The organism is Paraburkholderia sp. SIMBA_027 (assembly GCF_046535315.1).
GTDB classification, from domain to species: domain Bacteria; phylum Pseudomonadota; class Gammaproteobacteria; order Burkholderiales; family Burkholderiaceae; genus Paraburkholderia; species Paraburkholderia tropica.
Genome location: NZ_JAWRWY010000007.1, coordinates 304,912 through 318,545, shown reverse-complemented (window position 1 = coordinate 318,545; position 13,634 = coordinate 304,912). Strand labels below are relative to the sequence as shown.

Sequence of the window (13,634 nt, the reverse complement as noted above, 5' to 3'; positions counted from 1 at the left end):
TGTGGGGAGGCGCTTGGCCTTTATTGACGGGCGATGGTGCTGGTGCGGCGAATCTTCGCCTGCAACTGGATCACCCCGTAGACCAGAGCTTCCGCGGTGGGCGGGCAGCCTGGCACATAGACATCGACCGGCACGATGCGGTCACAACCGCGCACGACCGAATACGAATAATGATAGTAGCCGCCGCCGTTGGCGCACGACCCCATCGAGATCACCCAGCGCGGTTCGGCCATCTGGTCGTAGACCTTGCGCAGCGCGGGCGCCATCTTGTTGCAGAGCGTGCCGGCCACGATCATGACGTCGGACTGCCGCGGGCTCGGACGGAACACCACGCCGAAGCGGTCGAGGTCGTAGCGGGCCGCGCCCGCGTGCATCATCTCGACCGCGCAACACGCAAGCCCGAACGTCATCGGCCACAGGGAGCCGGTGCGCGTCCAGTTGATCAGCTTGTCAGCCGTGGTGGTGACAAACCCTTCCTTCAAGACCCCTTCGATACTCATGTGCTTTCCACTCCAGCGGACGGCCTGCAGTTGTCCCTACAGTGCCGCCCATGCTAACCGGCGATTAACCCCTCATTCCCAGTCGAGACCACCTTTCTTCCAGATGTAGGCAAAGCCCAGCAGGAATTCGAGCAGAAACACCATCATCGACAGAAAGCCCGGCCAGCCGATATCGCGCAGGGCTACGCCCCACGGAAACAGGAATGCCGTTTCGAGATCGAAGATGATGAAGAGAATGGCCACGAGGTAATACCGTACATCGAACTTCATGCGCGCGTCTTCGAACGCTTCGAAGCCGCACTCGTACGGAGAATTCTTTTCGCTGTCGGGCCGGTTGGGACCGAGGATCTTGCCGATTGATACCAGCGCTACGCCCAGACCAAGACCTACGAGAAGGAACAACAGGACGGGGTAATAGGTAGCGAGGTTCAAGGCTATCCTCTATCGGTTGGTTCTGAGGTTCCGCAGGAACACATCATGTCGCACTGCGGGAATCACTTTACGTACTTCGCGCTGCGAACGAAACAAACACGACGTATAAAGCAAAAATGCCAGCCGAAGCTGAAGCAAGCGGCTGGCATTTTGTAGATACATTTGGTGCCGACGGCGAGACTCGAACTCGCACAGCTTTCGCCACTACCCCCTCAAGATAGCGTGTCTACCAATTTCACCACGTCGGCACTGCATGCAATCCGGGACAACAATTTATTGAAACCCGCGAATCGCTTCAAGACTTAAATTCTAACTTGTTCCTGACGTTTGTTCAATGCACAAAAACAAGTTTTTTGAATTTATTTCGGTACGTCGTTGCCGCTGCTCGCTGCTGCCGAAGCCGCCGCCGGAGCGCTTGCGACAGGCGCTGCGGTAAGGCTTGCAGCGACCGGAGCCGAGGCCACGATCGGGGCAGGAGCCGAAGCACCCAACACACCCGCCGAAGGCTTCGCATGATACGACCCCAAGTAGGTTAGCGCAAGCGTCGACAGGAAAAAAACTGTTGCGAGAACTGCAGTAGTCCGCGACAGGAAGTTGGCCGAACCGCTCGCGCCGAACAGGCTGCCCGACGCGCCGCTGCCGAATGCCGCACCCATGTCCGCGCCCTTGCCATGCTGCAGCAAAACGAGGCCGATCACCCCGAGCGCCGACAGAAGCTGAACGACGATAATCAACGTTTTCAAATACAGCATCACACTCACCTGAGTCCTTGTTGAGCGCCTGCCTCCCCTGAGACACGCGCATATGCTGCCCGCGCCCGGCGCCCGCTAGAGCGCCGCACACCGGCCTGGCTTTACCTTCAGCCCGCGACGCTCGCGCCCGCCGCAGCGGCCGCGCAGATCGCGAGAAAATCCTGCGCCTTCAGCGCTGCGCCGCCGATCAGGCCGCCGTCGATGTCGGCCTGACGGAACAGCTCCGCGGCGTTGTCCGGCTTCACGCTGCCGCCGTAGAGCAGCGGCACGTCGGCCACTTGCGCGCCCTTCGCCGCGAGCTTCGCGCGCAGGAACGCGTGCACCTGCTGCGCCTGCTCCGAGCTTGCGCTCTTGCCCGTGCCAATGGCCCAGACCGGCTCGTACGCGACGACGATGCGCGCCGCCTCTTCCACCGACAACACCGCCAGCACCGCATCGAGCTGCGCGCCGACGACCTGCTCGGTCGCACCGCTCTCGCGCTGTTCCAGCGTTTCGCCCACGCAGACGATCGGCGTGATGCCGACCGCCAGCGCGCGCTGCGTCTTGACCGCGACGAGCTCCGAGCTTTCGCCGTGATAAGCGCGACGCTCCGAGTGACCAACGATCGCGAAACCCGCCTCGAAGTCGGCAATCATGCCGGCCGCGACTTCGCCCGTGTAGGCGCCCTGTTCGTGCGCCGACACGTCCTGCGCGCCCCACACGACCCGGCTGCCGCCGAGCAACGCCTGAGCCTGCGCAAGATAAGGGAACGGCACGCACACGCCGACGCGCACGTCGGCGGCCAGCGCCTGCGCGCCTTGCGCGACGCCTTCGAGCAGTGCCGCATTGGCCGCCAGGCGGCCATGCATCTTCCAGTTACCGACTACGAGCTTCGATCGTTGATTCGTCATTGTTTCGGTTGCTGTTAAAAGCGGACGCAAAACACACTATTTTACTGTGCGTAATCCGGACGGGTCAAACCGGCAGACACCCGATCGGCGAAAAAACGCGCCGAAAAAGCCTCGAAAAATCAAGCTCGAACCGGTTCGGGCGCTTTGACGACGGCGGTTTCAGCCGCATTCGCACTCCGCGCCGGCCGATTGTGCCGATCAAGACCAGTCGAGCACGATTTTGCCGATGTGCTCGCTGCTCTCCATGAGCGCATGGGCTTCGGCGGCCTGCGCGGCCGGAAACACCTTGAACACGACCGGCTTGATGCGACCCTCTTCAATCAGCGGCCACACATTCGCCTTCAGTTCCTGCGCGATCTGCGCCTTGAAATCGACCGAGCGCGCGCGCAACGTGGAGCCCGTGACCGTCAGACGGCGGCGCAGGATCTCGCCCATGTTGAGTTCGGACTTCGAGCCGCCGAGCGTCGCGATCAGCACGATACGGCCGCCGGTCGCGAGCGCCGACAGTTCGCGCGGCACGTAGCCGCCCGCCACCATGTCGAGAATCACGTCCACGCCGCGATCGTGCGTGAGCGACTTCACGACCTCGACGAAATCCTCGGTGCGATAGTTGATCGCCCGTTCCGCGCCGAGCGCCTCGCAGGCGCGGCACTTCTCGTCCGAGCCCGCGGTCGCGAACACGCGGAAACCGAGCGCGTGCGCGATCTGGATCGCCGTCACGCCGATGCCGCTCGAGCCGCCCTGCACCATCAGCGTTTCGTTCTCGCCACCCTCGCCTTTGCCGAGCTGCGCGCGCTGAAACACGTTGCTCCACACCGTGAAGAACGTTTCGGGCAGCGACGCCGCCTCGACGTCCGTCAGACCTTGCGGCACCGGCAGACACTGGCCGAGCGGCGCAACCACGTATTCGGCGTAACCGCCGCCCGCGATCAGCGCGCACACGCGGCCGCCGATCTTCAGGCCGAACGGATTGTGCTTCTCGTCGAGCGTGCCGCCGACGATCTCGCCCGCCACTTCGAGGCCAGGCAGATCCGAAATGCCCGGCGGCGGCGCATAGGACCCCTTGCGCTGAAACACGTCCGGACGATTCACGCCCGACGCGCTCACCTTGATCAGCACTTCGCCGGCCTTCGGCTCGGGGGTCGGGCGCTCGGTCAGCTTGAGCACGTCCGGCGTACCGAATTCGGTTATTTCAACGGCCTTCATCTCGGGTCTCCCAAGGGCTGCGCGCCCCGGTATGAACAATGTCGCGCCCGCAAGGCGGACGCACGGTAATCTCTTCCGACATTCTCATAAAAAAACGGCCGGCGCGCTCATCACGCTGCCGGCCGTTTCAGCTTGCCGCCTTACTGCTGCGGTTCGCCTTGCGGTGCATTGCCTTCGTTCAGCAGAGCCTTCGCCGACAGACGCACACGACCCTTCTCATCCGTCTGGATGACCTTGACCTTAACGATCTGACCTTCCTTCAGGTAGTCGTTGATGTCCTTGATGCGCTCGTTGGCGATTTCGGAGATGTGCAGCAGGCCATCCTTGCCCGGCAGCAGGTTCACGATCGCGCCGAAGTCCAGCAGCTTGAGGACCGCGCCTTCGTACACCTGGCCCACTTCGACTTCGGCCGTGATGTTCTCGATGCGCTTCTTCGCTTCGGCCATGCCTTCGCTCGAGGTCGAAGCAATCGTCACGACGCCGTCGTCCGAGATGTCGATCGTCGTGCCGGTTTCTTCCGTCAGCGCGCGGATCACCGAACCGCCCTTGCCGATCACGTCGCGGATCTTTTCCGGGTTGATCTTGATGGTGATCATGCGCGGAGCGTAAGCCGACAGCTCCGTGTTCACGCCCGACACCGCCGAGGTCATCTTGCCGAGGATGTGCAGACGCGCTTCGTGCGCTTGCGCGAGCGCGACCTGCATGATTTCCTTGGTGATGCCCTGGATCTTGATGTCCATCTGCAGCGCGGTCACGCCAGCTTCCGTACCCGCAACCTTGAAGTCCATGTCGCCGAGGTGATCTTCATCGCCGAGGATGTCGGTCAGCACCGCGAACTTGTTGTCTTCGAGGATCAGGCCCATCGCGATACCGGCGACGTGCGCCTTCATCGGCACGCCGGCGTCCATCAGTGCGAGGCAGCCGCCGCAGACCGAAGCCATCGACGACGAACCGTTCGACTCGGTGATTTCCGAGACGACGCGGATCGAGTAGCCGAATTCTTCAGCGCTCGGCAGGCACGCGACCAGCGCGCGCTTGGCCAGACGGCCGTGGCCGACTTCGCGGCGCTTGGGCGAACCAACACGGCCCGTTTCGCCGGTGGCGAACGGAGGCATGTTGTAGTGGAGCATGAAGCGGTCGCGGTACTCGCCTTCGAGCGCGTCGATGATCTGCTCGTCGCCCTTCGTGCCGAGCGTCGCGACGACCAGCGCCTGCGTTTCGCCACGCGTGAACAGTGCCGAACCGTGGGTGCGCGGCAGCACGCCGGTGCGGATTTCGATCGGGCGAACCGTGCGCGTGTCACGGCCGTCGATACGCGGCTCGCCGTTCAGGATCTGCGAACGGACGATCTTGGCTTCGATGTCGAACAGCATGTTGCCGACGGTCGCCTTGTCGGCCGCCGTCGTGCCGGCCGCAGCCGCATCTTCTTCGAGCTTCGCCGACGTTGCTGCGTAGACTTCCTTCAGCTTGGCCGAACGTTGTTGCTTGTCGCGCAGCTGGTACGCGGCGAGCAGGTCGCTGTGAGCGATTTCCGCGACGCGCGCGATCAGCGCTTCGTTCTTCGGGGCCGGCTGCCAGTCCCACTCGGGCTTGCCGCCGTCGCGAACCAGTTCGTGGATCGCGTCGATCGCCGTTTGCATCTGCTCGTGGCCGAACACGACCGCGCCGAGCATCACGTCTTCCGGCAGCTGGTCGGCTTCCGATTCCACCATCAGCACCGCGCGCTCCGTGCCGGCGACCACGAGGTCGAGGCGCGACTGCTTGCTTTGCGAACGCGTCGGGTTCAGGACGTATTCGTTGTTGATGTAGGCCACGCGTGCGGCGCCGACCGGGCCGTTGAACGGCAGACCCGAGATCGCCAGCGCAGCCGACGCGCCGATCAGCGCGGGGATGTCAGCCGGGACTTCCGGGTTGATCGACAGGACGTGGATCACGACCTGGACTTCGTTGTAGAAGCCTTCCGGGAACAGCGGGCGCAGCGGACGGTCGATCAGGCGCGAGATCAGCGTTTCGCCTTCCGACGGACGGCCTTCGCGGCGGAAGAAACCGCCCGGGATCTTGCCGGCCGAATAGGTCTTCTCGAGGTAATCGACGGTGAGCGGGAAGAAGTCTTGACCCGGCTTGGCGGTCTTCGCGCCGACGACGGTCGCGAGCACCACGGTGTCTTCGACGTCGACGATGACGGCGCCGCTCGCCTGACGGGCAATTTCACCGGTTTCGAGGCGCACATTGTGCTGGCCCCATTTGAATTCCTTCACGACTTTATTGAACATGGTCATGGTCACTCACTCCTTACTCATTTGTTATGCGGCGCCCGCACACGCGGACGTCACGGCAAGTCAAGGTTCCGGCACCGCGCGGGAAGAGGAGTGTTATGCCATTCCAGCGGAGCGCGCGGGTGCGTTGGGCGCGCCCTCGCGGCCAATGGCCGCGCACGATCTGCTGGAATGACACAAAGCTCTGCCCCGAAGTGCGGCCCTGGCTGCTTTGTGCTGCGGTACTGCGTTTTCCTGCGTTTGCCCTGCGTTTTCCTGCTACTGCCTTGTACTGCCAGCCGATACGCATCGCGAGAAGCGTACCGTTCAAAAACAAAATGCCTGTATCAGTGGAACTGACACAGGCATCTTTCTGGAAGACCTTCCGGTTACTTGCGCAGACCCAGCTTTTCGATCAGTGCGCGGTAACGATCAGCGTCCTTGCCCTTCAGGTAGTCGAGCAGCTTGCGACGGCGGCTCACCATGCGCAGCAGACCACGACGGCTGTGGTGATCCTTTGCGTGCGACTTGAAGTGGCCAGTCAGTTCGTTGATACGCGACGTCAGGAGTGCAACCTGAACTTCGGGCGAACCCGTGTCGCCGGTGCCGCGCGCGAATTGCGCGACGATGTCGGACTTCTTGATATCTGCTACGGACATTTGCTTTTCCTTTGAAACAAACAAGCGGTCACGGAAGAACGGCCGTGCCGTGGTTAGTTGCAACTACGAGGTTTTTACAGCGGCTTCTACTGCGCTTTTACTGCGATACAGCCTTGCCGAGATTTTCGACAAGGCGCGTATTGTAGCACAGCGACCATGCGCCGCGAACCCGCCTGTCACGACGCGTTCACGGACGCTTCATCTTGCAGACCGTCGAGGGCGCGGTACGCTCCGCCGGCAGCGCCAGCACGGTGCGAAAACCATAGCCGGAGCCCTCGTTGTCGAAGCGCACGCCCGGCGTACCCTGCTTGTCCATCTGCATGACGTAAAGGGGCTGGATCGCCTGATGATCGTCGGCGCGCATCAGGATCGGATGGAAGCCGTTGTCGAAACGCAGCCCTTCGAGCGCCTTCGCGACCGCCGCCGGATCGGCCGAGGCAGCCTTCGTCATCGCCTGGGCGAGCATCTCGACCATCATCGACATGCGCAGCACCGGGTAGTCGTCCTGCGCCGCCGGATAGCGCGCGCGGAATGCCTTGTACCACGCGTCGGAGGCCGCGCCGCCCGCGTTCGGGTGCCAGTCGGCCACGGCGATCACGTGCTTGACGCCCGCGTCGCCGAGCGCGGCCGGGGCGCCGAGGCTGTTGCCGTAGAAGGTGTAGAACTTCGCGTCGAGGCCCTGCTCGCGCGCCGCCTTCACCAGCAGCGTGAGGTCGTTGCCCCAGTTGCCCGTGACGACCGCGTCGGCGCCCGCCGCGCGGATCTTCGCGATATACGGCGCGAAATCCTTCACGCGGCCGATCGGGTGAAACTCGTCGCCGACGATCGCGATATCGGGCCGGTCCTTAGCCAGCGCCGAGCGCGCGAGCGTGCTCACGTCGTGGCCGAAGCTGTAGTCCTGATTGAGCAGGTAGACCTTCTTGACCGATTTGTCGGCGGCGATCACGTCCGCGAGCGCGTCCATACGCATGCCCGCGTGCGCGTCGAAGCGGAAGTGCCAGAAGCTGCAATTCGCGTTGGTGAGCGCGGGATCGTCGGCGGAATAGTTGAGGAACAGCTCGCGGTTATCGGGCTCGCGCGTGTTCTGACGGTCGATGGCCGTCACCAGCGCCGCCGCCACCGCCGAGCTGTTGCCCTGCATGACGAAGCCGATGTGGCGGTCCTGCGCCGCGCGCAGCTGCATCAGCGCGGCTTCGGTGCTGCCCTTGCTGTCGAGCACGACAAGTTCGAGCGGATGCCGCCCGTCGGGCAGCGCCACACCGCCCTGCGCGTTCACGCGCTCCACGCCGAAACGCAGGTTGCGCTCGACCGCCGCGCCCGCATCCGCGAACGGGCCGGACATGCCTTCGATCAGCGCGAGCGGGATCGGCTTGCCTGCCGCAACGCCGCTTGCCTCGGCGGCGTCCGCCGTACGCAGCGCGCCCGGGGCGGCCACGCTCAGGAGCGCCGCCGCCAGCGTCAACAGCGCCGGGGCGTGAGTGAAATACCGCGTGAATCGTGCCGTCATGCGCTCTGCCCTCTCGCTACGCAAACTCGAATAAAGCGCGGATCATAGGGCGCACCGGCGCACGCCCGCAAGCCCGCCGTGATCGCGACGTGTCAAAATAACGGCTCCATATTCGGCGCCGGTTCGCACGGCGCCCCGGGGAGCATTCATGTTCGACCGCCTTTCCTCCGCCATCGCCACGCTGCGCGGCTTCACGCGCGAGGCGCCGCGCGCGCCGCGCCGCGTCCTGCTCGCGGGCCTCGGCGCGCTCGCGCTCGCGGGCTGCGCGCAGCCCTGGCAGCAGTTCCACGCGGGCGACGACGCCCAGTCCGTGATCGCCCGCTTCGGCCCGCCGCGCGAAGTCTACGACCTGCCCGACGGCGGCAAGCGCCTGATGTGGCCCACGCAGCCGATGGGCGAAGTCACCACGGCCGCCGACATCGACAAGAACGGCAAGGTCGTCAACGTGCGCCAGGTCCTGCAGCCGAATGAGTTCTACAAGGCCGAGATCGGCAAATGGACGCGCGCCGATGTGCTCGTGAACTTCGGCCGCCCGGTCGATACGTCCTATTTCCCGCTGATGAAGAAGGAAGCATGGACTTATCGCTATCTGGAAGACGGCGTCTGGTACATGCTCTACAGCTTCTATTTCGACGATCAGGGCATCCTGCGCCTCACGCAGAAAACGCCCGATCCGCTGCACGATCCGGATCTGCGCGCCCGCTTCTGATCCGGACCGCGCCCGGCAAAACAAAACCCCCGCGCTCTCGCGAACGCGGGGGTTTTTCATTGGCGCGCCGCGCGAGGCGACGCACCGGCCAAACGCTTACGAAAGCTGCGGATTAAGCTTGTTCGTGTCCGACGAGTAGAGCTTGTTGAGCGCCGAGATGTATGCCTTGGCCGACGCCGCGACGATATCCGGATCGGTGCCCACGCCGTTCACGATGCGGCCGCCCTTCGACAGACGCACCGTCACTTCGCCCTGCGCCTGCGTGCCGGTCGTGATCGCGTTCACCGAGTACAGCAGCAGTTCCGAACCGCTGCCCACTTCGGTTTCGATCGCGTTGAAGGTTGCGTCGACCGGGCCGTTACCCGCGGCTTCGCCCGTCACTTCCGAGCCGTCCGCCGAGAACACGATGCGCGCATGCGGACGCTCGCCGGTTTCCGAACGCTGCGAGAGCGCGATGAACTTGTAGTGTTCCTTCTCTTGCTGCTCGGCCGATTCCTCGGTGACGATCGACATGATGTCTTCGTCGAAAATCTCCGACTTGCGGTCGGCGAGTTCCTTGAAGCGGGCGAACGCGCTGTTGAGTTCGGCTTCGCTTTCGAGCTGCACGCCGAGTTCCTGGAGACGCTGCTTGAACGCGTTGCGGCCCGAGAGCTTGCCGAGCACGATCTTGTTCGCGGTCCAGCCCACGTCTTCCGCGCGCATGATTTCGTAGGTGTCGCGTGCCTTGAGCACGCCGTCCTGGTGAATGCCCGACGCGTGCGCGAACGCGTTCGCGCCCACCACCGCCTTGTTCGGCTGCACGACGAAACCGGTGATCTGCGAAACGAGCTTCGAGGCCGGCACGATCTGCGTGGTGTCGATGCCGAGGTCGAGGCCGAAGTAGTCCTTGCGGGTCTTCACGGCCATGACGATTTCTTCGAGCGACGTATTGCCCGCGCGCTCGCCGAGACCGTTGATCGTGCACTCGACCTGACGCGCGCCGCCGATCTGCACGCCGGCCAGCGAGTTCGCCACGGCCATGCCGAGGTCGTTATGGCAGTGCACCGAGAACACAGCCTTGTCCGAGTTCGGAATGCGCTCGCGCAGCGTCTTCACGAGATTGCCGTAGAGTTCCGGCACGCCGTAGCCGACCGTATCGGCGATGTTGATCGTGGTCGCGCCTTCGTTGATGACGGCTTCGAGCACGCGGCACAGGAAGTCCATGTCCGAGCGGCTGCCGTCTTCGGGCGAGAACTCCACGTCGTTGGTGAACTTGCGCGCGAAACGCACCGCCAGCTTCGCCTGTTCGAGCACCTGCTCCGGCGACATGCGCAGCTTCTTCTCCATGTGCAGCGGCGACGTGGCGATGAAGGTGTGAATGCGGAAGTGGTCGGCGGGCTTGAGCGCGTCGGCGGCGCGCTGGATGTCCTTGTCGTTCGCGCGGGCGAGCGAGCAGATCGTGCTGTCCTTGATCATGCCGGCGATCGTGTGGATCGCGTCGAAGTCGCCGTTCGAGCTGGCCGCGAAGCCCGCTTCGATGATGTCGACCTTCATCCGCTCGAGCTGCTTCGCGATGCGGATTTTCTCTTCCTTCGTCATCGACGCACCGGGCGACTGCTCGCCGTCGCGCAACGTCGTATCGAAAATGATGAGCTTTTCTGCTGCCATTTTGGGTCTCCGGGGGGACTTGTTCAGTGTCTAAAAACGGATTTTGGGTGTTCGCGCCACCGATGGCGACGCTGACGATGAACGAGGCTTACGGAGGGCGAGCGAGATCAGCGCGGCAGGCGCGCTAGCGCTAGCGTGCTTAGCAGCGCGCCGGCTTGAAGGGAAAAGAGGGGGAACTGGATGGTGTCCATCGCCCGACTATAGCCGGAAACCGGCGATAGCGCAATCCGATAAGTCCTGCGGGCGCAAAGCGCCGCCCGGCGTTGCCGTGACGCGAAAAAAACAGGCGAAAAAGAAAAAGGGCCGCGCTCGCGCGTGGCCCTTTCATCGTATTCGCGACAGAAGTCGCCGCGCGCCCTAGCGCTCGCGCGGCGACGAACGCGCCGGATTGGCGCGCCCGCGCAGCCCCTGATACGCCCAGAAGACATAGCCCGAGAGGCCATAGAGCACGAACAGGCCGAACAGCATCAACGGCGGATCCGACGACACCAGCACGAACGCCACCACCACGAGCAGCGTGGCCGCGAACGGCACGCGATGCCGCACGTCGAGCGCCTTGCCGCTGTAGAACGGCGCGTTGGAGACCATCGTCACGCCCGCGTAGATCGTCAGCACGAAGGCGACCCACGGCAGCCAGGACAGCTTCACCGGCACGCGGTTATCGGTCGCGAGCCAGACGAAACCGGCGATCAGCGCGGCCGCGGCCGGGCTCGGCAGGCCCTGGAAGAAACGCTTGTCCACCGAACCGATGTTGGTGTTGAAGCGCGCGAGCCGCAGCGCCGCACCCGAGCAGTAGACGAAGGCCGCAAGCCAGCCCCAGCGCCCGAGATCCTTGAGCACCCACTCGTACATCACGAGCGCCGGCGCGACGCCGAACGACACCATGTCCGAAAGGCTGTCGAACTGCTCGCCGAACGCGCTCTGCGAGTGCGTCATGCGCGCGACGCGCCCGTCCATGCCGTCGAGCACCATCGCCACGAAAATGGCGATGGCCGCCACTTCGAAGCGCACGTTCATCGCCTGCACGACGGCGAAGAAACCGCAGAACAGCGCCGCGGTCGTGAACGCGTTCGGCAGCAGATAAATGCCGCGCTTCTTCAGGAAATCCTGGCGCGCGGCGCGACGGCTCGCCGCCACGCCGACCTGATCCTGCACCGCCTTGTTGCGGCGAAACGGACGCGGCAGCGGGCCGCCGGCGGGATTGCGGGGACGACGCGGTTTGAATCCGGCCATACCTGCCCTCCTTATGCCGATTGGGTCGGCAGCTCGGCGAGAATCGTCGACGAGGCGGACACCTTCTCGCCGATCGACACGCGCGGACGGCTACCCACTGGCAGATACACGTCGACGCGCGAGCCGAAGCGGATGAAGCCGTAGCGCTGGCCGCGCGAGAGCGGCTCGCCTGCGCGCACGTAGCAGAGAATCCGGCGCGCGATCAGGCCCGCGATCTGCACCGAGGTGACGGTCGTGCCGTCGGCCATCGTCAGCACGACAGCGTTGCGTTCGTTCTCGGTCGAGGCCTTGTCGATGGCGGCGTTCAGGTACGCGCCCGGGAAATATTCGACCTTCGCGACGGCGCCGTCGACGGGCGAACGCTGCGAGTGGACGTTGAAAACGTTCATGAACACGCTGATCTTCAGCGCTTCACGGTTGGCGTACGGGTCGTGCGCGGTTTCCACGGCGACGATGCGGCCGTCGGCGGGGCACAGGACGGCGTTGGCCTGGGTGGGAATCGGGCGCGGCGGATCGCGGAAGAACTGAACGACGAAGATCAGGATCAGCCAGAACGGCCATGCGAGTCCGAAGCCTGCGACCGCATGGATCAAGAGCGCCACGACGGCCGCAATGGCGATGAACGGCCAGCCTTCGCGCGCGATGATCGGATGAGGGTAATTCATGGTGGCTTCGCTGTTATTTTAAAAACCGTAGGATAGCAAAAGCCGCCCAGGCTTCGTCCCACCTGGGCGGCTTTTCTTGGCACTCACTGTCGCGAAGCAGTATAAAACCGCACGCGAGGTCGTACTCAGTCCGTCAGATTAGTTCTTCGACTGGTCGACGAGCTTGTTTGCAGCGATCCACGGCATCATCGCGCGGAGCTTCGCACCGACCACTTCGATCTGGTGCTCGGCGCCCAGGCGGCGGCGCGATTGCAGCGTCGGCGCGCCGGCCTTGTTTTCGAGAATGAAGCTCTTCGCGTATTCGCCGGTCTGGATGTCCTTCAGGACTTCCTTCATGACCTTCTTCGTTTCGGCCGTGATCACGCGCGGGCCCGTCACGTACTCGCCGTATTCGGCGTTGTTCGAGATCGAGTAGTTCATGTTCGCGATGCCGCCTTCGTAGATCAGGTCGACGATCAGCTTGAGTTCGTGCAGGCACTCGAAGTACGCCATTTCCGGCGCGTAACCTGCTTCGACCAGCGTTTCGAAGCCGGCCTTGATCAGGTCGACCGTACCGCCGCACAGCACGGCTTGTTCGCCGAACAGGTCGGTTTCGGTTTCTTCGCGGAAGTTCGTTTCGATGATGCCGGCACGGCCGCCGCCGTTCGCTGCCGCGTACGACAGGGCTATGTCACGTGCTGCGCCCGACTTGTCCTGGTGGACAGCGATCAGGTGGGGCACGCCGCCGCCTTGCGAGTAGGTGCCGCGAACCGTGTGGCCCGGCGCCTTCGGCGCGATCATGATGACGTCCAGATCCGCACGCGGGATCACCTGGCCGTAGTGAACGTTGAAGCCGTGCGCGAACGCGAGGGCTGCGCCGTTCTTGATGTTCGCGTGAACTTCCTTCGCGTACACGTCGGCGATCTGCTCGTCCGGCAGCAGCATCATGACGACGTCGGCGTTCTTCACCGCTTCGGCCACTTCCTTGACCTGGAGACCGGCGTTCTCAGCCTTGCTCCACGATGCGCCGTTCTTGCGCAGGCCAACCGTGACGTTCACGCCGCTTTCCTTCAGGTTCAGCGCGTGAGCATGGCCTTGCGAGCCGTAACCGATGATGGTGACCTGCTTGCCCTTGATGAGGGAGAGATCGGCATCCTTGTCGTAGAAAACTTTCATGTTGGTTCCTTGGCGAGAGTCTGG

General features: G+C 63.8%; 13 protein-coding genes and 1 tRNA gene. 1 reads left to right on the top strand and 13 read right to left on the bottom strand.

Going from position 1 to position 13,634, the window contains the following annotated elements; genetic code table 11:
- Positions 1 to 20 precede the first annotated feature (20 nt).
- The 9 genes from SB764_RS16080 to SB764_RS16040 all read right to left on the bottom strand — a co-directional run bounded on the left by SB764_RS16080 (position 21) and on the right by SB764_RS16040 (position 8,201).
- The gene (locus SB764_RS16080; protein WP_027819582.1) at positions 21 to 500 is read right to left on the bottom strand and encodes a NuoB/complex I 20 kDa subunit family protein; all 480 of its coding nucleotides are present in this window, start codon (positions 498 to 500) and stop codon (positions 21 to 23) included.
- Between the two features lie 72 nt (positions 501 to 572).
- Positions 573 to 932 carry an NADH-quinone oxidoreductase subunit A gene (locus tag SB764_RS16075; protein ID WP_065064571.1) on the bottom strand — a complete coding sequence of 120 codons (360 nt, stop codon included), beginning with the start codon at positions 930 to 932 and terminating at the stop codon, positions 573 to 575.
- A gap of 163 nt (positions 933 to 1,095) precedes the next feature.
- Positions 1,096 to 1,180: transfer RNA gene (locus SB764_RS16070), tRNA-Leu, on the bottom strand.
- 111 nt (positions 1,181 to 1,291) lie between these two features.
- A complete protein-coding gene (gene secG, locus SB764_RS16065) occupies positions 1,292 to 1,684 on the bottom strand; it encodes a preprotein translocase subunit SecG (protein WP_410864042.1) in 393 nt (130 codons plus the stop codon).
- Positions 1,685 to 1,791: 107 nt separating this feature from the next.
- On the bottom strand, positions 1,792 to 2,574 hold the full coding sequence (gene tpiA / locus SB764_RS16060) for a triose-phosphate isomerase (protein WP_065064567.1): 783 nt from the start codon (positions 2,572 to 2,574) through the stop codon (positions 1,792 to 1,794).
- A gap of 198 nt (positions 2,575 to 2,772) precedes the next feature.
- Positions 2,773 to 3,780: an NAD(P)H-quinone oxidoreductase gene (locus SB764_RS16055; RefSeq protein WP_074984819.1), complete on the bottom strand. Its 1,008-nt coding sequence runs from the start codon at positions 3,778 to 3,780 to the stop codon at positions 2,773 to 2,775.
- A gap of 140 nt (positions 3,781 to 3,920) precedes the next feature.
- On the bottom strand, positions 3,921 to 6,059 hold the full coding sequence (pnp, locus tag SB764_RS16050) for a polyribonucleotide nucleotidyltransferase (RefSeq protein ID WP_074984817.1): 2,139 nt from the start codon (positions 6,057 to 6,059) through the stop codon (positions 3,921 to 3,923).
- 365 nt (positions 6,060 to 6,424) lie between these two features.
- Positions 6,425 to 6,694 (bottom strand): 30S ribosomal protein S15, encoded by a 270-nt coding sequence (gene rpsO / locus SB764_RS16045; protein ID WP_027795476.1) that lies wholly within the window; start codon positions 6,692 to 6,694, stop codon positions 6,425 to 6,427.
- A 187-nt stretch (positions 6,695 to 6,881) separates the two neighbouring features.
- Positions 6,882 to 8,201 carry a branched-chain amino acid ABC transporter substrate-binding protein gene (locus tag SB764_RS16040; RefSeq protein WP_336751945.1) on the bottom strand — a complete coding sequence of 440 codons (1,320 nt, stop codon included), beginning with the start codon at positions 8,199 to 8,201 and terminating at the stop codon, positions 6,882 to 6,884.
- Between the two features lie 148 nt (positions 8,202 to 8,349).
- Here SB764_RS16040 and SB764_RS16035 point away from each other — a divergent pair, with 148 nt between their 5' ends.
- Positions 8,350 to 8,910 (top strand): hypothetical protein, encoded by a 561-nt coding sequence (locus SB764_RS16035; RefSeq protein ID WP_080180698.1) that lies wholly within the window; start codon positions 8,350 to 8,352, stop codon positions 8,908 to 8,910.
- Between the two features lie 96 nt (positions 8,911 to 9,006).
- Here SB764_RS16035 and SB764_RS16030 read toward each other — a convergent pair whose 3' ends face one another.
- The 4 genes from SB764_RS16030 to ilvC all read right to left on the bottom strand — a co-directional run bounded on the left by SB764_RS16030 (position 9,007) and on the right by ilvC (position 13,610).
- Positions 9,007 to 10,557: a 2-isopropylmalate synthase gene (locus tag SB764_RS16030; protein WP_074984814.1), complete on the bottom strand. Its 1,551-nt coding sequence runs from the start codon at positions 10,555 to 10,557 to the stop codon at positions 9,007 to 9,009.
- A gap of 357 nt (positions 10,558 to 10,914) precedes the next feature.
- Positions 10,915 to 11,790, bottom strand: coding sequence for a CDP-diacylglycerol--serine O-phosphatidyltransferase (gene pssA, locus SB764_RS16025; protein WP_065064555.1), 876 nt, complete (start codon positions 11,788 to 11,790; stop codon positions 10,915 to 10,917).
- A gap of 11 nt (positions 11,791 to 11,801) precedes the next feature.
- Positions 11,802 to 12,455: a phosphatidylserine decarboxylase gene (locus SB764_RS16020; RefSeq protein WP_035534386.1), complete on the bottom strand. Its 654-nt coding sequence runs from the start codon at positions 12,453 to 12,455 to the stop codon at positions 11,802 to 11,804.
- Between the two features lie 138 nt (positions 12,456 to 12,593).
- The gene (gene ilvC, locus SB764_RS16015; RefSeq protein WP_065064553.1) at positions 12,594 to 13,610 is read right to left on the bottom strand and encodes a ketol-acid reductoisomerase; all 1,017 of its coding nucleotides are present in this window, start codon (positions 13,608 to 13,610) and stop codon (positions 12,594 to 12,596) included.
- Positions 13,611 to 13,634: the final 24 nt, after the last annotated feature.